The sequence below is a fragment of the Gordonia sp. 852002-50395_SCH5434458 genome (genome assembly GCF_001665905.1).
In the GTDB taxonomy this organism is placed as follows: Bacteria; Actinomycetota; Actinomycetes; order Mycobacteriales; family Mycobacteriaceae; genus Gordonia; species Gordonia jacobaea.
Map to the genome: position 1 here is coordinate 14,787 of NZ_LZTC01000105.1, position 19,083 is coordinate 33,869.

At 66.2% G+C, this 19,083-nt stretch carries 22 protein-coding genes; 9 read left to right on the forward strand and 13 right to left on the reverse strand.

Annotated features, from left to right (window positions below; all coding sequences use genetic code 11):
- Positions 1 to 53 precede the first annotated feature (53 nt).
- Positions 54 to 854, forward strand: a complete 801-nt coding sequence (locus A5785_RS22240) for an alpha/beta fold hydrolase (protein WP_065181061.1) — start codon at positions 54 to 56, stop codon at positions 852 to 854.
- Between the two features lie 7 nt (positions 855 to 861).
- Positions 862 to 1,167, forward strand: coding sequence for an MGMT family protein (locus tag A5785_RS22245; RefSeq protein WP_005203667.1), 306 nt, complete (start codon positions 862 to 864; stop codon positions 1,165 to 1,167).
- A 25-nt stretch (positions 1,168 to 1,192) separates the two neighbouring features.
- On the opposite strand, the gene A5785_RS22250 is transcribed toward A5785_RS22245, so the two are convergent.
- The 3 genes from A5785_RS22250 to A5785_RS22260 form a co-directional block, all read right to left on the reverse strand.
- Positions 1,193 to 2,047, reverse strand: a complete 855-nt coding sequence (locus tag A5785_RS22250) for a TIGR02569 family protein (RefSeq protein WP_005203669.1) — start codon at positions 2,045 to 2,047, stop codon at positions 1,193 to 1,195.
- A gap of 78 nt (positions 2,048 to 2,125) precedes the next feature.
- Entirely contained in the window at positions 2,126 to 3,298 is a 1,173-nt protein-coding gene (moeZ, locus tag A5785_RS22255) for an adenylyltransferase/sulfurtransferase MoeZ (protein ID WP_005203671.1), read from the reverse strand.
- Between the two features lie 117 nt (positions 3,299 to 3,415).
- A complete protein-coding gene (locus tag A5785_RS22260) occupies positions 3,416 to 4,600 on the reverse strand; it encodes a DUF3152 domain-containing protein (protein ID WP_373278527.1) in 1,185 nt (394 codons plus the stop codon).
- 144 nt (positions 4,601 to 4,744) lie between these two features.
- Here A5785_RS22260 and A5785_RS22265 point away from each other — a divergent pair, with 144 nt between their 5' ends.
- Positions 4,745 to 5,392, forward strand: coding sequence for a TetR/AcrR family transcriptional regulator (locus A5785_RS22265; RefSeq protein WP_039854783.1), 648 nt, complete (start codon positions 4,745 to 4,747; stop codon positions 5,390 to 5,392).
- 69 nt (positions 5,393 to 5,461) lie between these two features.
- On the opposite strand, the gene A5785_RS22270 is transcribed toward A5785_RS22265, so the two are convergent.
- Together A5785_RS22270 and A5785_RS22275 are read right to left on the reverse strand one after the other, a co-directional pair.
- Positions 5,462 to 5,692, reverse strand: a complete 231-nt coding sequence (locus tag A5785_RS22270; protein ID WP_005203675.1) for a DUF3107 domain-containing protein — start codon at positions 5,690 to 5,692, stop codon at positions 5,462 to 5,464.
- A gap of 194 nt (positions 5,693 to 5,886) precedes the next feature.
- Complete coding sequence (locus A5785_RS22275) at positions 5,887 to 6,606, reverse strand: ferritin-like fold-containing protein (protein WP_039854814.1); 720 nt, start codon at positions 6,604 to 6,606, stop codon at positions 5,887 to 5,889.
- Positions 6,607 to 6,953: 347 nt separating this feature from the next.
- Here A5785_RS22275 and A5785_RS22280 point away from each other — a divergent pair, with 347 nt between their 5' ends.
- Positions 6,954 to 8,570 carry a DEAD/DEAH box helicase gene (locus tag A5785_RS22280; protein WP_005203679.1) on the forward strand — a complete coding sequence of 539 codons (1,617 nt, stop codon included), beginning with the start codon at positions 6,954 to 6,956 and terminating at the stop codon, positions 8,568 to 8,570.
- 38 nt (positions 8,571 to 8,608) lie between these two features.
- Complete coding sequence (locus tag A5785_RS22285; RefSeq protein WP_005203680.1) at positions 8,609 to 9,910, forward strand: Rv3212 family protein; 1,302 nt, start codon at positions 8,609 to 8,611, stop codon at positions 9,908 to 9,910.
- Positions 9,911 to 9,926: 16 nt separating this feature from the next.
- On the opposite strand, the gene A5785_RS22290 is transcribed toward A5785_RS22285, so the two are convergent.
- Entirely contained in the window at positions 9,927 to 10,718 is a 792-nt protein-coding gene (locus A5785_RS22290) for a ParA family protein (protein ID WP_005203682.1), read from the reverse strand.
- A gap of 137 nt (positions 10,719 to 10,855) precedes the next feature.
- Positions 10,856 to 11,221: a hypothetical protein gene (locus A5785_RS22295; RefSeq protein ID WP_051993743.1), complete on the reverse strand. Its 366-nt coding sequence runs from the start codon at positions 11,219 to 11,221 to the stop codon at positions 10,856 to 10,858.
- 202 nt (positions 11,222 to 11,423) lie between these two features.
- Between A5785_RS22295 and A5785_RS22300 the strand changes: the two genes are divergently transcribed.
- Together A5785_RS22300 and A5785_RS22305 are read left to right on the forward strand one after the other, a co-directional pair.
- Positions 11,424 to 12,347 (forward strand): diacylglycerol/lipid kinase family protein, encoded by a 924-nt coding sequence (locus A5785_RS22300; RefSeq protein WP_065181091.1) that lies wholly within the window; start codon positions 11,424 to 11,426, stop codon positions 12,345 to 12,347.
- 445 nt (positions 12,348 to 12,792) lie between these two features.
- Complete coding sequence (locus A5785_RS22305) at positions 12,793 to 13,047, forward strand: WhiB family transcriptional regulator (protein ID WP_005170735.1); 255 nt, start codon at positions 12,793 to 12,795, stop codon at positions 13,045 to 13,047.
- Positions 13,048 to 13,135: 88 nt separating this feature from the next.
- Here the strand turns inward: A5785_RS22305 and A5785_RS22310 are convergent, their stop codons facing one another.
- The 5 genes from A5785_RS22310 to A5785_RS22325 form a co-directional block, all read right to left on the reverse strand.
- Complete coding sequence (locus A5785_RS22310; protein ID WP_065181062.1) at positions 13,136 to 14,698, reverse strand: sensor histidine kinase; 1,563 nt, start codon at positions 14,696 to 14,698, stop codon at positions 13,136 to 13,138.
- 16 nt (positions 14,699 to 14,714) lie between these two features.
- The gene (locus A5785_RS22315) at positions 14,715 to 14,930 is read right to left on the reverse strand and encodes a biotin/lipoyl-binding carrier protein (RefSeq protein ID WP_005203691.1); all 216 of its coding nucleotides are present in this window, start codon (positions 14,928 to 14,930) and stop codon (positions 14,715 to 14,717) included.
- A gap of 146 nt (positions 14,931 to 15,076) precedes the next feature.
- Complete coding sequence (locus tag A5785_RS24075; RefSeq protein ID WP_109239415.1) at positions 15,077 to 15,151, reverse strand: 50S ribosomal protein bL37; 75 nt, start codon at positions 15,149 to 15,151, stop codon at positions 15,077 to 15,079.
- 105 nt (positions 15,152 to 15,256) lie between these two features.
- Positions 15,257 to 15,580: a mycothiol system anti-sigma-R factor gene (gene rsrA, locus A5785_RS22320; RefSeq protein WP_065181063.1), complete on the reverse strand. Its 324-nt coding sequence runs from the start codon at positions 15,578 to 15,580 to the stop codon at positions 15,257 to 15,259.
- Entirely contained in the window at positions 15,577 to 16,218 is a 642-nt protein-coding gene (locus A5785_RS22325) for a sigma-70 family RNA polymerase sigma factor (protein WP_197500860.1), read from the reverse strand. The genes rsrA and A5785_RS22325 overlap by 4 nt, the downstream gene beginning before the upstream one ends.
- A 483-nt stretch (positions 16,219 to 16,701) precedes the next feature.
- Between A5785_RS22325 and ybaK the strand changes: the two genes are divergently transcribed.
- Both ybaK and A5785_RS22335 read left to right on the forward strand, forming a co-directional pair.
- Positions 16,702 to 17,193, forward strand: a complete 492-nt coding sequence (gene ybaK, locus A5785_RS22330; RefSeq protein ID WP_005203697.1) for a Cys-tRNA(Pro) deacylase — start codon at positions 16,702 to 16,704, stop codon at positions 17,191 to 17,193.
- Between the two features lie 57 nt (positions 17,194 to 17,250).
- Positions 17,251 to 18,048: an SOS response-associated peptidase gene (locus A5785_RS22335; protein WP_065181092.1), complete on the forward strand. Its 798-nt coding sequence runs from the start codon at positions 17,251 to 17,253 to the stop codon at positions 18,046 to 18,048.
- 15 nt (positions 18,049 to 18,063) lie between these two features.
- Here A5785_RS22335 and A5785_RS22340 read toward each other — a convergent pair whose 3' ends face one another.
- Positions 18,064 to 19,065, reverse strand: a complete 1,002-nt coding sequence (locus A5785_RS22340) for a zinc-binding alcohol dehydrogenase family protein (protein ID WP_065181064.1) — start codon at positions 19,063 to 19,065, stop codon at positions 18,064 to 18,066.
- Positions 19,066 to 19,083 lie beyond the last annotated feature (18 nt).

Below are 19,083 nucleotides of genomic sequence, written 5' to 3' on the forward strand. Positions count from 1 at the left end.
GCAGTCGGGGTGGCGCGCACTGAAACGGATACGACGCGGGGCATGATGAGTTCATGGCTCCGCTGCACACCTACGTCTTCGGTCCTCCTGATGGCCAGGCGGTCGTCGCTCTGCACGGTCTCACCGGCCACGGTCGACGATGGGAACACTTCGCGTCGAGCAGCATTCCCGAGCTCCGCGTGATCGCACCCGATCTCCTCGGGCACGGCAGGTCGCCGTGGCGGCCACCGTGGGGCCTCGACGACCATGTCGACGCCGTCGCCACGGCTGTCGAGACACAGCTCGGCGCCGACGAACCGTTCGTGCTGGTCGGTCACTCGTTCGGTGGTGCCATCGCCGTACGCCTGGCAGCCCGGATGCCCGACCAGGTCCGTCGGCTCATCCTTCTCGACCCCGCACAGGGCCTCGACCCGGTGTTCGCGCTCGAAGTCTCGACCGACAGCCTCGACAACTGGGACTACGCCAACGCCGACGCCGCACGTGCCGCAAAGCTGTCCGAGGGATGGGCAGACGTTCCGACCGACGACCTCGATCGCGAACTAGACGAGCATCTCGTCGACCGTCCACACGGCCGGGTCGGGTGGCGGATCAGCGAGCCCGCCGCGGCGACAGCGTGGAGCGAGATGGCCCGACCGTTCGTCCTGCCACCGCGAGGCGTCGGGACCGACGTCGTCGTCGCCGACCGCGTCGATCCTCCGTTCGTCGGTCGAGCATTCCTCGACGCCTGCGCGGCGGAACGCCCGGACGTCACCGTCCACCACGCCGACTGCGCACACATGGTGCCGTTCCTCGAACCCGACCTGTGCGCGACACTCATTCGTGAAGGCGCAGGCCTGCTCCCCGAAGGCAAGTGAGGAGCCGTTGGCCAAGATCAGCGAGGCCGACGTCGAAGCGGTGCGCGAGCTCGTCGCGGCAATCCCGGTAGGCCAGGTGAGCACCTACGGCGACCTCGCGGCCGCAGCGGGACTCTCGTCGCCGCGCATCGTCGGCTGGATCATGCGCACCGACACCGCCGACCTGCCGTGGCATCGGGTTGTTCCGGCGTCGGGGCGCCCCGCCGCACACCTGGCGACGCGTCAACTGGAACGACTGCGCACCGAGGGCGTACCCATCCGCGACGACCGCGTCGCGCTGCGCGACTGCCGCTGGGAGATCCCGACGCCGTGACGTGGCGCTGCGGCCGAGAACGCCGCTAGAGCATCATCCGCACGATGTCGACGACCCGCGCGAGTCCCGGCAGCGCGCCGGCAGTCGAGCGCGGGTGCAGGGCGTGGACCGCGAGCCGGAACATGGTGGCGCGCAACATCATCTGCGCCCATTCGGGTTGGTCGGACCACCGCTGCACCAGATCGTCGTCGGCTCCACCCCACGCGAGCGAATCGACGACGACGACCGCCGATGCCCACGGAGCAGGACGCCAGTAGGGCACGATGTCGGTGATCCCGGGCGCGGCCGCACCTGCGAAAAGGACTGTGCCGAACAGGTCGCCGTGCACCACCTGCGACGGCACGTCGACAGGCTTGCGTAGCGTCCCGAGAGTCTTGAGCATGTCGACGCTGCGCATGCCGTCGTCGGACCTCGGTTCGCTCATTCCGGCGGCGCGCGCCGAACGCAACGGCACGTCCTCCCAGGCGGCGCGGTCGGCCGCGGCGAACACGTCGACGTCGGTGTGCGGCGGCGCGGGCTGCTGCAACAGAAAGCGTGGACGTTCGAGGTCGGCGAGTACCTCGTGCAGACGGTCACCTACGGCGAGCACCTCGTCGTGTCGGGGTTCAGGAGATCCGGCGATGTAGGTGTCCGCACGCCACCCCGACACGACGTACCGCCCGTCGGTCGCGCGGAACGGCCGCGCAATCCGCAGACCCTCGACGTAGAGGTTCTCGCGCACAGACGCCGACCAGGCTGCCCGCGCGTGGTCGGGCACGAGGGACAGCACCACCTCGCCGACCCGCCAGCCGCCCACCCAGGTGTCGCCCATGGCGATGGGCGGGTGAGAGGTGAGCCCGAACGTGTTGAGCACGTGATCGGGCGGTTGCGGATTCTGCACGTCTGCAGAGATTACCGAGCGCAACGTCGTATGTGCTGCAGCGACGCGTGGCGCGCCGGGACTTGCGACGAACGACGCTCAGTAGACCGGCAGCTCCTTGTCGACCTGGTTGGCCCACGCGGTGACCCCACCCTGCAGATGGGTGGCGTCGGAGAAACCCGCCCGCTTCAACGCGGCGAGCGCCTCGGCCGACCGGATACCGGTCTTGCAGTACAGCACCGTCGGACGGTCCTGCGGGATCTGTGCGAGCGCCGTACCGGAGAGGATGTCGCCCTTCGGGACCAGCGTGGCACCGTCGATGTGCACGATGTCCCATTCGACGGGCTCGCGGACGTCGATCAGCGCCAGCTTCTCGCCGGAATCGAGACGCTCCTTGAGCTCACGCGGAGTGAGCGTCGACCCGTCGGCCGCCTGCGCGGCCTCGTCGGACACCACACCGCAGAACTCCTCGTAGTCGATGAGTCCCGAGATGCGTTCGCCCTCAGGGTCTTTGCGGATCTTGATGGTGCGATAGGTCATGTCCAATGCGTCGTAGACCATCAGACGGCCGAGCAAAGGCTCGCCGATACCGCAGATGAGTTTGATGGCCTCGGTACCCATGATCGAGCCGATCGACGCGCACAGAATGCCGAGAACGCCGCCCTCCGCGCAGGAGGGAACCATCCCGGGCGGCGGCGCCTGCGGATAGAGGTCGCGATAGTTGATGCCGCGTCCGTCGGGTGCGTCCTCCCAGAACACCGACGCCTGGCCCTCGAACCGATAGATCGATCCCCACACGTACGGCTTGTGCGCGAGCACCGCGGCGTCGTTGACCAGGTAGCGGGTCGCGAAGTTGTCGGTGCCGTCGATGATGAGGTCGTACTGCGAGAACAGCTCGATCGCACCCTCGGGCTCGAGGCGTTCGTCGTGGATGTTGACGGTGACGTAGGGGTTGATCTCCTGGATCGAGTCACGGGCGCTCTCGGCTTTCGGCCGACCGATGTCGGACTGCCCATGGATGACCTGTCGCTGCAGGTTCGACTCGTCGACGACGTCGAATTCGACGATGCCGATGGTTCCCACACCCGCTGCCGCCAGGTAGAGCAACGTCGGCGAACCGAGACCCCCGGCGCCGATCACGAGCACCCTGGCGTTCTTCAACCGTTTCTGACCGTCCATCCCGACGTCGGGAATGATCAGGTGCCTGCTGTAGCGGGCTACTTCGTCATTGGAGAGTTCTGCCGCTGGTGCGAGAAGCGGTGGCAGGGACACGTGGACGCCTCCGTCTAAGAAAAACCGTCTGAAAAGGAAAACCAACTCACCCAGACAACGACTCGCCTCACACGGGCATTCCCGACGGCTCGACGGGACAGCACGACGAGGAGTGGCTCACCTGTCGGGGAACGGCCAGGGGTTCGGCTTGCACACGAAGGTCTTGTCGGCCTCCATGTCGGGGTCGAGCGCCATGATCTGGGAGTTCGCGACCCCGAAGGACTGCTGCATCATCACCGGCGCCAGCGCACCGTTGTGTTTACAGGGTTCGTGGTGTTCGTAGCCGATGCCGTGGCCGACCTCGTGATTGATGAGGTACTGCCGATACGCGACGTCGTCGCCCTCGTAGGAGAGCGCACCACGCACCCAGCGGGCCTCGTTGATGGTCACCCGCTTGTCGGGCGGATAGAAGCACGACGTCTCGAGTTTGATCTGGTATCCACACAGTTCCCGCGCGGTACCCGGTGAACTGAGCGAGATCCGCAGATCCGGCTCGCCGTCGGCGATGCGTCGAAACGCGACCTTGCCGTCGCCGATCCAACTCCGACTGTTGGCGAGCGTGGCGTCGACCATCTTGCCGAACGTGCGATCGCTGCCGTAATCCGACGGCGCGACGCCGTCCTCCACCTCGACTGTGTAGGTGTACACCTGCGGTCCGGTACCGATCTGCTTTCCGGAACCGGGGACGACGTGGAAGGTCTTCTTACCCTGCTGCGTGTACGGACCCCCGTCGGGCAACGTTCCGGCAGGCAGCGAGACGTCTTTGATCGACGACGTCGGGGCGCCGACCGGCTTGGTCTCCTTGGTGACGTTGGTGTTCCGCTGAGCCGCGGGCGTGACGTCGGAACTCGACGCATCCGAGCTCGAATCGTCGTCTCGCACGGTCACCACGATCAGCACGATGGTGAGGATGATCAGGACCGGAATGGCATAGGCGCGCCACCCATAGGTGGACACGAAGCGACCGAGTGCGCTCTGCTTCTTCCGCTCCGGTTGAGCGTCGCGGTCGACCCTGGCCCTGCCGTTGTCGTCGGTCGGATCCCAGCGCGCACGCAGCGGCTGATCCGGCAGCGGACGCGACCGCGGACGTGCGCCCGAGTTCGACGCCGCGCCGGTCCGGATCGTCTCGATCCGGGTGGTGTCCTCGACCGATGATCGCGCCGCCCGCTGCTGCGAACGCGACTCACGCGCAGCACGCGGCACCGCGTCCCCTGCCCTGACCCGACGTGTCGATGCGCCGCCCCGACGGGATGGGTCGACGTCGTCCCCCGACTGTTCGGGCCCACTGTCTGTGTGGCTCACACGGACAACTTTCTCACAGGTACCCACTCAATCCGGGGAGGCCAACGGCACCCATCCACCCGTGAGCCACCTGCGCGACACCGGACAGTCGACAAAGGGTGCGACCCCGGTCACGTTGTGGGGAGGCCCGAGTACCCTATATCCATGCCACCTAGCGCCAACGCATCGTCATCGGGTACCAGAAACGGGACCCGGATGCCCCGCAGCGCACGGCGGCGACAACTCCTCGACGCCGCCAGCGAGATCTTCGTCGAACGCGGCTACCACTCGGCGGGCATGGACGAGATCGCAGTCCACGCAGGGGTCAGCAAACCCGTTCTGTACCAACACTTTCCGTCGAAACTCGACCTCTACATCGCGGTCGTCGACTCGCACGCCGAGAAGCTCGTGACCGACGTGAACAACGCGTTGCTCACCACCACCGACAACCGCCAGCGCGTCCGGGCTGCGGTGGCTGCATTCTTCAATTTCATCGATGAGGACAATTCCGGCTATCGGCTGATCTTCTCGTCCGACGCCCTGGATCCCGCGGTGATCCGTCGGGTCGAGGGCGCGACCGAGGCCTGTGTCGACGCCGTCTACGGGCTTGTCATGCACGATTCAGGACTCGACCCGTACCGTTCACGGATGCTCGCGGCCGGACTGGTCGGCGCGAGTCAGGTCAACGCCAGATACTGGCTCGAGGCCAAGCGCCCCATTGCCAAGAGCGAAGCGGTCGACACCACGGTCGCGCTGCTCTGGGGCGGGTTGTCGCACGTGCCGAAACATGGCGAATCCGGCGGGACCGAGTAGCGCGAAATGCCGACCGGCCCCCTCCGGTCGATAGGACCGTCGGGGGCCGGGACTGGCTTTCTCGAGCGATCAGCTCCCGAATCCGACGCGCCGCGTCTCCGAGCTGCCGACCTCGACGTAGGCGATCTTGGTGACCGGGATCAGGAACCGTGAACCCTTGTCGTCGGTCAGCGACAGCAACGACTCCTTGCCCGAGAGGGCGGACTCCACAGCGGCCAATGCCTTGTCGCCGCTGAGCGTCGACTGGATGGACAGTTCTCGCGGGCTGTCGGTGATGCCGATCTTCACTTCGACGGACATGGCCACCCTTCCGTTGGCGATGTCGCGCGGAACTCGCGCGACCGATGCAATGCCTTCGGCACAGCGCTGATGCAATGCCTTCGGCACAGTAGTAATTCAATGCCTTCGGCACAAGGCTAGTGCAGGGTCACGCCACACGGACACCCGCTCCGCTGACAGCGAACGAACCCGAACAACCGGCGGATCGGAGTGTTTCAGCCGAGCCCGAGGTCGGCCATGCGTGCGCTGTGTCGGTCGGCGACGACGTCGAAGAATCCCGCCATGCCCTGCAACGACGCCGCGCCCGCGAAGAGCAGGTCGGTGACCTCCTCCTCAGCCGCGAGCACCCACTGCGCGTGTGTGATGGCCTCGCCGAGCAGGCGGCGTCCCCACAGCGTCAGCGGCGACCGCAGAGCCGGGTTCGCGTCGATGGCTTTGCGCACCTCGTCGCGGGCGAATGCCGAACTGCCCGTCGCCGACATCACCTCGGCGACCACCGCGCGAGGTCCCGCGGGCAGAGCACCGGAGACCTCCGCGTAGAAGTCGGCTGCCAGGCCGTCGGCGATGTATGCCTTCACCAGCGCCTCGTACCAGGTCTTGGGATTGGTGACGCGGTGGTACTCGTCGAACACCCCGCTGTAGCGCACCACGGCCTCGGCCGGGTCGATGCCGTATCGGCTCACCTGTTCGGACAGGTTCTCGAAGTGCGCGATCTCCGAAGCAACCATGCGCGCGATGTTGATACGCCCCTGCACGTCGGGCGCCATCGCCGACTCGTCGATCAGCCGGTGGAATGCGGCGAACTCGCCCGCGAGGAGAACCGAGTAGAGCTTGCCGATCGCCGGATCCTCCTGATCGACCGACGTGGCGGAGGCCGGCTCGGAAGACGAGGACGACCCAGAAGATGACTCAGCAGAAGGCGCGGCAGACGACATGAGGCGATGGTAGGTCGGCTGCGATCGCTTCACCAAGTACACTTGACAACGGTGCACTGACGCGACCGTGACATCTTGGTACGCCGAGGACTCCCATGGACACACTGAATGGGATCATCCGGGCGGGATCGAGATCGTCGCCGCGACACCGCGCGACCTGTAGGCAACGATCCACACCGACCGCGGGGCACCAGACATTGCGCGCGCACTCATCGAGCCCACGCCTTCGCAGTTCGGATTGCTCCGGAAGCGGAGACCTGCACGTCATCGCCGACAGATCGCGGTGACCTTCTCAGTGGAGCCTTTTCGTGCGTGCTGGAACAGATGCGAAAGGCACACAAGAAAACATGACAGAACCCGGCGTGCAGACGACCATCGTCGACGACACCCACACTCCTCCCACCTTCGCCGAGCTCGGCGTCGACCAGCACATCGTCGATGCGTTGATCGCTGACGGCAAGACCCACACGTTCGCGATCCAGGAGCTCACTCTCCCCCTCGCCCTGGCAGGCAGCGACCTGATCGGCCAGGCGCGCACGGGTATGGGCAAGACCTTCGGATTCGGCGTTCCGCTGCTGCACCGCCTGATGCACGCAGAGGAGAGCGGCCTGCGCCCGCTCGACAACACTCCCCGCGCGCTCGTGATCGTGCCGACGCGCGAACTCTGCGTGCAGGTCACCGGCGACCTCGAGGTCGCGGCGAAGGACCTCACCGTCACGCTCCCCTCCGGCGAGCAGCGCCCCCTCACCATCGCCTCCATCTACGGTGGTCGCCCGTACGAGTCGCAGATCGCCGAGCTCAACAAGGGCGTCGACGTCGTCGTCGGCACCCCCGGCCGTCTCCTCGACCTCGCGCAGCAGGGCCACCTGATCCTCGGCAAGGTAGCCGTTCTCGTTCTCGACGAGGCCGACGAAATGCTCGACCTCGGCTTCCTCCCCGACATCGAACGCATCATGGCGGCACTGCCCGAGCAGAAGCAGACGATGCTCTTCTCCGCGACCATGCCCGGCCCCATTGTCACCCTCGCCCGCACGTTCCTGCAGCGTCCGACACACATCCGCGCAGAGCACGCCAACGACTCCGCGGTGCACGAGCGCACCACGCAGTACGTGTACCGCGCACACGCGATGGACAAGGCCGAACTCGTCGCACGCATCCTGCAGGCCGACGGCCGCGGCGCGACGATGATCTTCACGCGCACCAAGCGCACCGCCCAGAAGGTCGCAGACGACCTCGCCGAGCGCGGTTTCTCCGTCGGCGCCGTCCACGGCGACCTCGGTCAGGTGGCACGCGAGAAGGCACTCAAGAAGTTCCGCACCGGAGAGATCGACGTGCTCGTCGCCACCGACGTCGCAGCACGCGGCATCGACATCGACGACGTCACGCACGTCATCAACTACCAGTGCCCCGACGACGACAAGACCTACGTGCACCGCATCGGTCGCACGGGTCGCGCCGGTCGCACCGGCATCGCCATCACACTCGTCGACTGGGACGAGCTGCATCGCTGGGAGCTCATCGATTCGGCACTCAAGCTCGGCGTGCCCGAGCCCGCCGAGACCTACTCGACGTCGGAACACCTCCGCGAAGAGCTCGGTATCCCCGAGTCGGCAACCGGCCGCGTCGCCGCACCCAAGCGCGAGCGCCCCGAAGGCGAACGCGTCGAGCGCACGCCCCGCGCCGAGCGCACCGCGAGTTCGCGGACGCGTCGTCGCACACGAGGCGGCAAGTCCGGCTCCAACGCCGCCGCATCGAACGGCGACAAGAACTCCTCGACCGACGCGGACAACGCGTCCGGTGCAGACAAGGCGACGGCGTCCACCACTGACAACGCGGCGTCGACCGAAGGCGGCGAGAGCAAGCCGCGCAGGCGTCGTCGTCGACGCGGAGGCGCGGGCCGCGGCTCCGACGCGAACACCACTCACGCCGCAGACTCGGCACCGGCGACCGCCACGGCCGACTAGGACTGCACCGAGGTGATCCAACCGCGCCCGGGGCGCCCGTGACACGCATCGCCCCCGAACGACGCACACGCGTCGACCTGGCGGTTTCTGCTGTCATCGTGGTGATCGTCGTCGTGGTCGGCATCGTCGTGTGGTCGGTGAGTCCCGTCCGCCACACCGACAGTGCGCAGGCGTCAGCGCCCGCACCCGAAGTCGCGCCCGCGACGGCGGTCCCGCAGGGATTGCGGGTCGCGTGGACCGCATCGTCGGACGCGACAAGCGTGCCCGCGATGTCCCGCTCTGTCGTGGTCACCGCGGACAACGGCACCGACTCCCACGGCACCGTCGTCGGACATGACCCGACAACGGGCCGCGAACTGTGGCGATACACACGAGATATCCCGCTGTGTTCCGCCGCGGCCGCCTGGCCGACGAGCGCCGACGAGGTGCTGGGGGTGTACCGAAACTCGCGTGGATGCTCGGAGGTGACGGCCCTGGCCTCCTCGACTGGGCAGCGTAAGGGCGCGCGCACCTCCGATGCCGACGACGAACTGAGACTCGTCACCGATTCGGGGTACGTACTCGCGCTCGGCAGCCATCGGCTGGAGACGTGGGGATCGAATCTGGTGCGCGGAATCGAGTACGGTCGGGTCACCGCCCCGGTCAAGCCGGGCACGCAACCCGGCCGCGTCGACTGCAGGTTCTACTCCGGCACCATCAGCGGCGATCGCGTCGCAGTCATCGAACGCTGCAAGAACGACCCCGGCTATCGGCTCACGGTGCTCGGCGCTGTGCTCGACAGCGACGAGAAGGTCAAGCAATACGGGTCGACGTTGATCACCGACACCACCTCGGGGCCACCGCCGGTGCTGATCGCCATGAGCAGTTCGGGGATCGCCGTGTACGACGGCAGAGCCGACCGAACGGGGGCCTCGGGTCAGGTCGCCACGCCGCCCGGCGAGGCCAGGATTCGCGTCTTCGACTCCGACGGGGTCGAAGGACCGGTGAGCACCGTGCAGGGGCCGGAGTCACCGCCCGCCGACAGCGTCGCGTTGACCAGCGAGGGACTCGTCACCTACTTCACCGGAGCCGCGACCGTCGTGCTCGACGGCCAGACCATGCGACCCACCTATCAGGTCCCGCAGACGCTGGGGCCCGGCGAGACCATGGCCGGTTCACTCCTGCTCCCCACGAGGGCGGGCATCAGCGTGCGCGACCCTGCGAACGGCCGCGAAACCGGCTCCATCGCATTCCCTCGCGATTCAGTCACCGCCACGACGAGCCTTCGGGTCATCGGCAGCAACGTCGTCGAACAAACCGGCTCGACGGTCCGCGCGTTGGTTCCCACCGACGCGGGCTGACGCTCGGATCGAAAGCTCAGCTCGGATCGAAGGTCCGCACGTCCTCGCCTGCCTCCCAGTGCTTCCAGAGGTTCTCGGCGAGATCGCGATATGCCGTGGCGCCCTTGTTCTTTCGACCACGCATCACCGACGCGCCAGATGCCGACGCCTCCGCGAACCGCACCGTCCGCGGGATCGGCGGCTCGATCACGGGGAGGTCGTACCGATCCGAGACGTCGGAGAGGACGTCACGACTGTGGGTCGTCCGTGCGTCGAACAATGTGGCGACGGCACCCAGCATCGTCAGGTTGGGGTTGGTGATCTGCTGAACCTCGTTGACCGTGCGCAGAAGTTGTCCGACGCCGCGATGCGCCAGCGTCTCGCACTGCAGCGGCACGATCACCTCATCGGCCGCGGTGAGCCCGTTGAGCGTGAGGACTCCCAGCGAGGGCGGGCAGTCGATCAGGATGACGTCGAAATCCTCGGCCACCTCCGCGAGCGCCCGCTTGAGCGCGTACTCGCGCCCCGGCCGCATCAACAGGAGCGCTTCGGCGCCCGCGAGGTCGATCGTCGCGGGGAGCAGCGTGACGTTGTCGGCCGTGTCGAGGAGAACGTCGGCGATTTCCTCATCACCCAGCAGCACGTCGTGGACCGACGCCTGGAGTTGATCGGGATCGTGCCCCAATGAAAACGTAAGGCACCCTTGTGGATCGAGGTCGACGACGAGCACCGACGCGTCGAGATCGGCGAGCGCGGCGCCCAGGGATTCGACAGTGGTCGTCTTGGCGACGCCACCCTTCTGATTCGCTACCGCCAGCATCCGCGTCATGCGCTCACTCTACGACCCGTCAGATCACAACGTCTCGAGCGCACCGGGTTGTCACACACAATTTCCATCGTGTGATCGAAATCAATACCCCAGTTCGCTTCGACGCCCCGTCCAGCGCCTACTCCGAGGCATGTCACTCACTCGGAAGCGTCGAGGTCGCCGGAGATCCAGCGCACCGACGCCGGATGGAACAGCAGGACAAGTGTCACCACCGCCGCGATTGCCAAGGGGATCGCGAATCCCACCTGGTGGCTGGTGAACAGGTAGTAGGCAACCGGGAGGAGCAGGATCTGAGCGACCAACGAGATGGCCCGACCCCACCGACGACCGCGCATCAGCGCGATCCCGCCGACGAGAACGCCACCGAAGATGATTCCGAACCAGGCCGCGGTGCCATATCCGCTGATCGCGGCCTCATGGTGGCCCGCAGCCGCACGGATCACCAGGACGACGGCGAAGATGACCGCAATCGCGCCCTCGAGCGCCGTGATGGCCCCCGCCACGCGTAGCTGAACCGGACATAGCTCGTCCGTGTCCGAGGTCGTCTCGGCCTTCTCACGCCCGTCTCGCGGTGCCGACCTACGGGCACCACGACCGGCGGGGTCCTGCTCTTTGCTCACCCGTCCAGAGTATTGGGTGCTCGGAGTACGGGGGCGCAGGGTCGGCGTTCGCTGCGACCCCATATCCTCGGGAGTCGTGCGCGTCATGCTCATCGTCAACCCCTTCGCGACCGCGACCACCGCCGCGGGTCGTGATGCGCTCGTCAATACCCTCAGCGCCCATGTCCCGGTCGACGTCGAGCACACCACGCACCGTGGTCATGCGGGCGAACTCGGCGCGCGTGCCCGAGAACAGGGATACGACATCGTCGTCGTGCACGGCGGCGATGGCTCGGTCAACGAGGTGGCCAACGGCATTCTCGGATCGCCGGCCGAGTTCGATCCGACACTCGCCCGCCCGGCGCTCGCGATCATCCCCGGAGGCAGCGCCAATGTCTTCGCACGGACCCTCGGCATCGATTCCGACCCGCTGCGCGCGACGCGCCAGCTGATCGACCTCGTCGACGCCTCGTCGATTCATCGAACCGGCTTGGGGCACACGGATACTCGATGGTTCCTGTTCAACGCGGGAATGGGTATGGACGCCGTGGTGGTGCACGCGATGGAGGACAAACGCCACGCGGGCAAAGCGGCAACACCCGGCCGATACCTGTGGACGACGGTCAGTTGCTTCATACGCGGATCGTCGAGCCAGCCCCCTTTTCGCGTGCAGTTCGACGGCAACGAGCCGATCGACGGTGTGCGATTCGCGTTCGTCTCCAACACCACGCCCTGGACGTTCTTGGGCAACCACGAGATCCGCACGAACCCCGGCACCGACCTCACCGCACGCCTGGGCCTGTTCGCGGCGACGTCGACAGGCGTACTGCGCAACGTCGGACTCGCCACGCGACTGCTCACCCAGCGCGACCCCAAAGCGCCACACCTCATTCGCGACGACGACGTCGAGTGGGTCCAATTCGACGCCGAGGAGCCGATCGACGTCCAGATGGACGGCGACTACGTCGGGGCGTTCACGTCGATCCACTTCTCGCACCGCGAGTCCGTACTCGGCGTCGTCGCTCCCTGAGCGCTTCACTGCCATGCACATCGCCCCCTAGCAGCGCAAACTCGACCGTCTCAACCGGCCTCACCTGACTCTCGGGTCAGATGAATTTCGGGTTACGCCCGGGCAGACGGCAATCGTCGGGTGACCACGATCACGCCCCTGGGTGTCAGAATGCGATCTACGCCACTAGCTGCGGAAACATATCGGCAATAATCGAACAACCGGCGTAGCATAGAACATTGGCACGGACGCGAGTGCACCACCCCCCTCCCGCCAAGGGCCACGGAGAGTGATATTGCACACGTGTCAGCGGAACACCATTGACTTCAGCTGGATTCGTGAAAGTATTCACAAGCAACAGCACGGAAACATTTGGTGTGTCTACGTGAACTGATGGTTACAGCCACAAGAAGCAAGATTTCGATGACGAGTGGTGCGCGCAACACACGCACCTGAAGGAGAAGGAATGGACTGGCGTCACAAGGCAATCTGTCGCGACGAGGACCCCGAGCTGTTCTTCCCGGTGGGAACCAGCGGTCCGGCTATCGCACAGATCGCCGATGCGAAGCTCGTCTGCGCGCGGTGTCCCGTCACCGCCGAATGTCTGTCCTGGGCTCTCGAGTCCGGTCAGGACGCCGGTGTGTGGGGCGGCATGAGCGAGGACGAGCGCCGAGCACTGAAGCGTCGTACGGCACGCACGCGGACCCGCAGCAGCGTCTGATCGACTCACAAACAGTCTGATCGACCACGATCCCGTGGGGGACCAACAAAAAGACCCGGCCATCGCGCCGGGTCTTTTTGTATTGCCCTCACGTCGGCGTGCGGGCGTGCAGTGGAACAGCGATGCGCGCCTGCGCTCCCCGACCTTCCGGGTTCGGCCCGAGTTCCAACTCACCTCCGAGCTCGATCGCGACAAGTGTCTGCACGATCTGAAGCCCCAAGCGCTCCGAGTCGTTGATGGAGAAATCGGCCGGCAGCCCCGAACCGTTGTCGCGCACGGTCACGACCATGCGCCGCACGTCGCGGTCGGCAGAGATCTCGATCCTGGCGTCGTCATGTACTTGAGGTGTGCCGTCTCTACTGTCATCCACACGGTCATCCCCGCGCGGGCGGGCGAACCCATGCTCGACGGCGTTCTGGATCAGCTCTGTCAGCACCATCACGAGCGGCATCGCCAGCTCTGCCGGGAGCACCCCGAGCCGGTCACGGTGGCTCACCGACACCGGCGTCTCCCCGGCGGCGACGTCGACCATCGTGGGAAGCAACCGGGAGACGGCCTCGTCCATGTCGACCTCTTCGTCGACGCTGCCCGAGAGCAACTCGTGCACGGTCGCGATGGCTGCCACTCGTCGGACAGCCTCGACGAGTGCCGATCTCGCTTCCTCGTTGGACGTGCGACGTGCCTGCAGACGCAACAGTGCAGACACCGACTGCAGGTTGTTCTTGACCCGGTGATGAATTTCCCGGATCGTGGCGTCCTTGCTGATCAGTGCGAGGTCTCGACGCTTGACCTCGGTGACGTCGCGGATCAGCACCACGGCACCGGAACTCACACCGCGCGGACGCAACGGCACCGCCCGCAGCAGCACGGTCGCCCGGCGCGCGTCGGCTTCCATACGCATCCCGATGTCGGGGTACGGCCCCTCCGGCGGCGCGACGACGCCCGCGGCGACGTCGATCATCGTGGCGGCGTCGTGAGACTCGAACGGGTCGGTCAGCAGCGACGTCGTGACCTCTGACAGTCGTCTTCCCGAGAGCTCCGACGTCCACCCCATGCGATGGAACGCCGACAGCGCGTTGGGACTCGCATAAAGGACGACGCCGCGCTCGTCGATCCGCACGAAACCGTCGCCCGCGCGTGGGGTCGACAGGCCTCGCGGGTTGACCTCGAGCCGCGCGAACGTGCCGTCGGCGACCATCTGGCACAGGTCGTTCGCCGAGTCCTGATAGGCCAGTTCGAGCGGCGACGGCAATCGCGGATGGGTGAGGTCGACAGCTCGGGTGAGAACACCGATGACCTCACCGGAGAATCCGACGGGAACCGCCTCGCGCCGAATGGCGATCGGACCGATCCAGGTGGGGTCCTCCTCGCGGAGAATGTGCCCTTCGTCGAATGCGCGCAGCGCCTGCGGGTTGGCGTCCGCACCGACGACCATGCCGACCTGATCGCTCGGGAACACCGTCGCCGCCGTGTTGGGTCGGCACTGCGCGACCGTCACCACCTCGCCGTTCTCGGCGCGTACTGCTAGCAGGAAATCAGCGAAGGAAAGGTCGGCGAGCAGTTGCCATTCGGCGACGACGCGCTGCAGATATGCCGCTGCACGGTCGGAGAGTGTTGTGTATTCGGCGAGGAGATCGGCCAGCGTCGACATCGGTGACGGTGCGCGGCTACTCGTAGGTGGCGATGATGTCGCCTGCCTGAATCACGTCGCCCACCTTGACCCTGACATCTGCGAGCGTTCCCGACTCCTCGGCGAGGACCGGGATCTCCATCTTCATCGATTCGAGCAGCACCAGCGTGTCGCCGATCTCGATGCGCTGACCAGGGGTTGCGCGGACTTCCAGAACACTCGCCACGATCTCGGCGACAACGTCTTCTGCCATGTGAACAACCTAGTCCACCGCTGTGACAGGCAGAGCGCGCACCGCGGCGGCGGGCTGCCGGCAAGCGATCACGACACGAAAAAGCCCGGGCGGACGCGGTCGGTATGACCGTCGATCACGCTCCGGGCTTTCGTCTGGCACGCAGCTCAGGCGTTGGGGCGCTTGCCGTGGTTGGCTGCGCTCTTCTTGCGTGCGCGCTTCTTGCGTCCGCGCTTACCCATGACGGGCCTCCTTCGTCTCCGATGTGCTCAGTGATTATCCCACGTCGCACCCGGAATCCTGGAATCGGTACCGGTTGGACCTGCGTCGCTTCGTCGAAAGCCGGGTCACTCGCCCGCGGAATACCGCGTTTCGCGAACGACGACAGTCTTGCGAATCTCGACGCGCAGCCGGTCACGCAGGCTGTCGGGCGCACGATCTCCCCTGCACTTGCGGTTGATCAGCGCCTTGAGCTGGCTCTCGATGCCGTAGTGCGCCAGGCACGACGGGCACTCGTCGAGATGCTGTTGAAGTCGGGCGCGAGCGGCGGCGTCGCACTCGTTGTCGAGCACAAGCCACACATCGGCGATGACCGCGGAGCAATCGAGTGAGGTGAATTCGGGATCGTCGGCAGGCGGTACCGGCGCCACATCGGGAGTCGAGTCGCTCATCGTGCCACTCCGCTCTCGGAGGCAGGCTGACGGAGGAAGCCACGATCGCGTGCGACGTCTGTCAGCAGTTCACGCAGTTGACGTCGACCACGATGCAGTCGTGACATGACCGTTCCGATGGGAGTGTCCATGATCTCGGCGATCTCCTTGTACGGAAGACCCTCGACGTCGGCGTAGTAGACGGCCATCCGGAAATCCTCCGGAAGTGCCTGCAGCGCAGCCTTGATCTCGTCGTCGGGCAGGGCATCGAGCGCCTCGATCTCAGCAGAACGCAGACCGGTCGACGTGTGCTCGGCATTGGCTGCGAGCTGCCAGTCGGTGATCTCGTCGGTCGGGTACTGGGCAGGCTGACGCTGCTTCTTGCGGTACCCGTTGATGTAGGTGTTGGTCAGGATGCGATACAGCCAGGCCTTGAGGTTGGTCCCCTCACGGAACGACGCGAATGCCGAGAAAGCCTTGACGTACGTTTCCTGAACCAGATCCTCTGCGTCGGCGGGATTGCGCGTCATACGCAGCGCCGCGCCGTACATCTGATCGAGCAACGGGAGCGCGTCGCGCTCGAACCGTTCTGTCAGATCGGCGTCGGTCTCCGACGGATCAGCGCGACGAGGTGCCGCCGAACCCGCTGCTGCGGTCAAATCGTCGATTGCCGACGCTTCGGTTTCCGGTGCTTCGGTTTTCGACGCTTGTGAGGCGGTGTCGCTTGTCCTGTCAGCACCGCCGTCAGAGTCGGGGGACTCGGGAGAAGCCACGTAATTCCCTTCGCTGATGACTCCGATGCCGCCCAACCCGGTGAGGGTCTGCGCAGGTGCACCGGTGATGTCGATCAAGCTTACCGACCCGGCTCCTTCTCGCAGCTCACCAGGTCGTGGTTGCCTCGGTCGTTCGAGCAACGTCGCTCCCACGGCAATCCACCTCCTCGATCTGTTGAATACGCTCGTGCTGTTGATGTCGCGGCATGTGATGTCGCGGTATTGATCTGTGGTGATCGCCCGCTGAACAGGGGTTGCGAGCGTCCTGACATTGTTGGTCAACAGGGCTGCGCCGACAATTGTTCCGCGCATGTCCGATTTCTTCCGGTGCCCGCGTCTGCGGCCCCGCTGACACATCTGGAGGTTCCGATGGCAGCCACCCCCGCGCTCGCGGCGCTCAGCAGGGCTGATGTGCCGCACGAGGTACACAGCTACACCCACGATCGGAAGTCCGAGGCGTATGGAGCGGAAGCGGTGGATGCGCTCTCGTCGACACTCGGGGTTGCACCCGAGCAGATCTTCAAGACGCTCGTCGTGGCATTGACCGGCGGCCCCGGCGGCCTTGCCGTCGCCGTGGTACCGGTGCCGCACAAGCTGTCGCTCAAGGCCGCGGCAGCAGCACTCGGAGCGTCGAAGGCGGTGATGGCCGAGGCGAAAGCAGTCACCCGATCCACCGGTTACGTCCTCGGCGGTGTGTCACCACTCGGCCAGCGAACCGCGCTGCCGACGGTCGTCGACTCTTCTGCTCTCGAGTGGGATCGCGTCCTGTGCAGTGCAGGTAAACGCGGCCTGGAAGTGGAGCTGTCGCCGACCGACCTGGTCGCCGCGACCTCGGCCATCACCGCCGACATCGCCGCCTGAGCGTTTCCCTGTCCCTGTCAGCCCCTCGTGTCAGCCCCTCGTGACAGCATGGACTGCATGTGTGGACGTTTCGCGGTGACGACCGACCCTGCCAAGCTCGCGGCCGAGATCGACGCGGTCAACGAGGTGCCCGCTGCGCCACCCACACCCGACGACCAGACCAGCGTCAACCAGCCGAGCCCCGATCAGCCGAACACCGATCAGGCACCGCGGACCCTGGGCACCAACTACAACGTGGCACCGACGTCGACGATCCTGACCGTCGTCGAACGTCATTCTCACGGCGACCCGCACGACGATCCGCGGCTGCGCGTGCGGGCGATGCGATGGGGGCTGGTACCGACGTGGGCCAAAGAGGTCGGCAAGGGACCGTTGCTGTTCAACGCCCGTGCCGAGACCGCTGCGGAGAAGAGTTCGTTTCGCAGTTCGGTGAAGTCCAAGCGCTGCCTCGTGCCCATGGACGGTTGGTACGAGTGGAAGCCCGGCCCGGAAAACAGTAAGGGAAAGCCGACCAAGATCCCGTTCTTCATGTCACCCAAGGACGGGACACGGCTGTTCATGGCGGGTTTGTGGTCGGCCTGGCACGACCGCACAGATCCCGACGCGCCACCCCTGCTGAGCTGCACCATCCTGACCACCGACGCCGTCGGCGACCTGCGCGAGGTACACGACCGCATGCCGCGGATCATGCCCTACGACAGTTGGGATGCCTGGCTCGATCCCGACCACCCCGCACCGTCGGAGCTCTTCGCGCCGCCGAGTGAGGCCATCGCCGACGCGATCGCGATCCGCGAGGTCTCGCCACTGGTGAACCGCGTGGCCAACAACGGACCGGAGCTGCTGGCACCGGTCTGACACTGGTGGCACTCGTCAGTCGGGAACGAGTACGGCGGCGCCGTCGAATCGGCCCGCTTTGAGGTCGGACAGCGCTTGGTCGGCCTTCGACAGCGGGTAGGTGTGTGTCGTCGCCGCGACACCGTAGCGGGCGGCGAGCTCGAGGAATTCGCGTCCGTCGTCGCGGGTGTTGGCGGTAACCGAGCGGATCTCCTTCTCGTAGAACAGTTCTCGCTCATAGTTCAGTGCGGGAATGTCGGACAGGTGTATCCCGGCGATCGACAGCACCCCTCCCCGGTCGAGTGCGCGCATCGCCACCGGGACCAGGTCGCCGACAGGCGCGAAGGTGATCGCTGCGTCGAGAGGGACCGGCGGGGCGTCGTAGGCACCGTTGACCGAGGCCGCCCCCAACGATCGGGCAAGAGCCTGCGCCTGTGCGCCGCGGGTCATGACGTGAACCTCGGCGCCCTGCGCGATCGCGAGCTGCGCGCAGAGGTGCGCGCTGCCGCCGAAGCCGTACAGGCCAAGGCGACCACCCTCCGGTAGCGAGGCGCGCTTGAGTGCGCGGTACCCGATGATCCCCGCACACAGCAGGGGCGCAAGGGTGACGTCGTCGACGTTCTCCGGAAGGCGATAAGCGAAATCGGCGGGCACCGTTGCGTATTCGGCATATCCACCGTCGACGTCCCACCCGGTGTATGTCGAAGCGGGACAGAGGTTTTCGCTCCCGCGCCGACAGTAGGTGCACGTGCCGTCCGTGTGGTGGAGCCATGCGACCCCGACCCGCGTGCCCCGTTCGAAGCCTCGCGCACCCTCCCCCACCTCGACGACTTCACCCACCACCTCGTGTCCTGGCGTGACGCCTGGCCGACGTACCGGCAGGTCGCCCTCGGTGACGTGGAGATCGGTACGGCAGACACCGCACGCGCGCACCTTGACCAAGAGTTCGCCAGAACCGGGCGTCGGGACCGGTTTGTCGACCAGATCGAGTGGGTGTTCGTCGATCGGTGCAGGCTGGGTGACTGACCACGCGCGCATGTCCCCACTCTATTGCGG

What these genes read in the sequence shown, in the direction of transcription:
- A5785_RS22240 (WP_065181061.1), top strand. Translation starts at nt 54, where the DNA reads ATGGCTCCGCTGCACACCTACGTCTTCGGTCCTCCTGATGGCCAGGCG.
- A5785_RS22265 (WP_039854783.1), top strand. Translation starts at nt 4,745, where the DNA reads ATGCCACCTAGCGCCAACGCATCGTCATCGGGTACCAGAAACGGGACC.
- A5785_RS22270 (WP_005203675.1), bottom strand. Translation starts at nt 5,692, where the DNA reads ATGTCCGTCGAAGTGAAGATCGGCATCACCGACAGCCCGCGAGAACTG.
- A5785_RS22275 (WP_039854814.1), bottom strand. Translation starts at nt 6,606, where the DNA reads ATGTCGTCTGCCGCGCCTTCTGCTGAGTCATCTTCTGGGTCGTCCTCG.
- A5785_RS22280 (WP_005203679.1), top strand. Translation starts at nt 6,954, where the DNA reads ATGACAGAACCCGGCGTGCAGACGACCATCGTCGACGACACCCACACT.
- A5785_RS22290 (WP_005203682.1), bottom strand. Translation starts at nt 10,718, where the DNA reads ATGACGCGGATGCTGGCGGTAGCGAATCAGAAGGGTGGCGTCGCCAAG.
- A5785_RS22300 (WP_065181091.1), top strand. Translation starts at nt 11,424, where the DNA reads ATGCTCATCGTCAACCCCTTCGCGACCGCGACCACCGCCGCGGGTCGT.
- A5785_RS22305 (WP_005170735.1), top strand. Translation starts at nt 12,793, where the DNA reads ATGGACTGGCGTCACAAGGCAATCTGTCGCGACGAGGACCCCGAGCTG.
- A5785_RS22310 (WP_065181062.1), bottom strand. Translation starts at nt 14,698, where the DNA reads ATGTCGACGCTGGCCGATCTCCTCGCCGAATACACAACACTCTCCGAC.
- A5785_RS22315 (WP_005203691.1), bottom strand. Translation starts at nt 14,930, where the DNA reads ATGGCAGAAGACGTTGTCGCCGAGATCGTGGCGAGTGTTCTGGAAGTC.
- rsrA (WP_065181063.1), bottom strand. Translation starts at nt 15,580, where the DNA reads ATGAGCGACTCGACTCCCGATGTGGCGCCGGTACCGCCTGCCGACGAT.
- ybaK (WP_005203697.1), top strand. Translation starts at nt 16,702, where the DNA reads ATGGCAGCCACCCCCGCGCTCGCGGCGCTCAGCAGGGCTGATGTGCCG.
- A5785_RS22335 (WP_065181092.1), top strand. Translation starts at nt 17,251, where the DNA reads ATGTGTGGACGTTTCGCGGTGACGACCGACCCTGCCAAGCTCGCGGCC.
- A5785_RS22340 (WP_065181064.1), bottom strand. Translation starts at nt 19,065, where the DNA reads ATGCGCGCGTGGTCAGTCACCCAGCCTGCACCGATCGACGAACACCCA.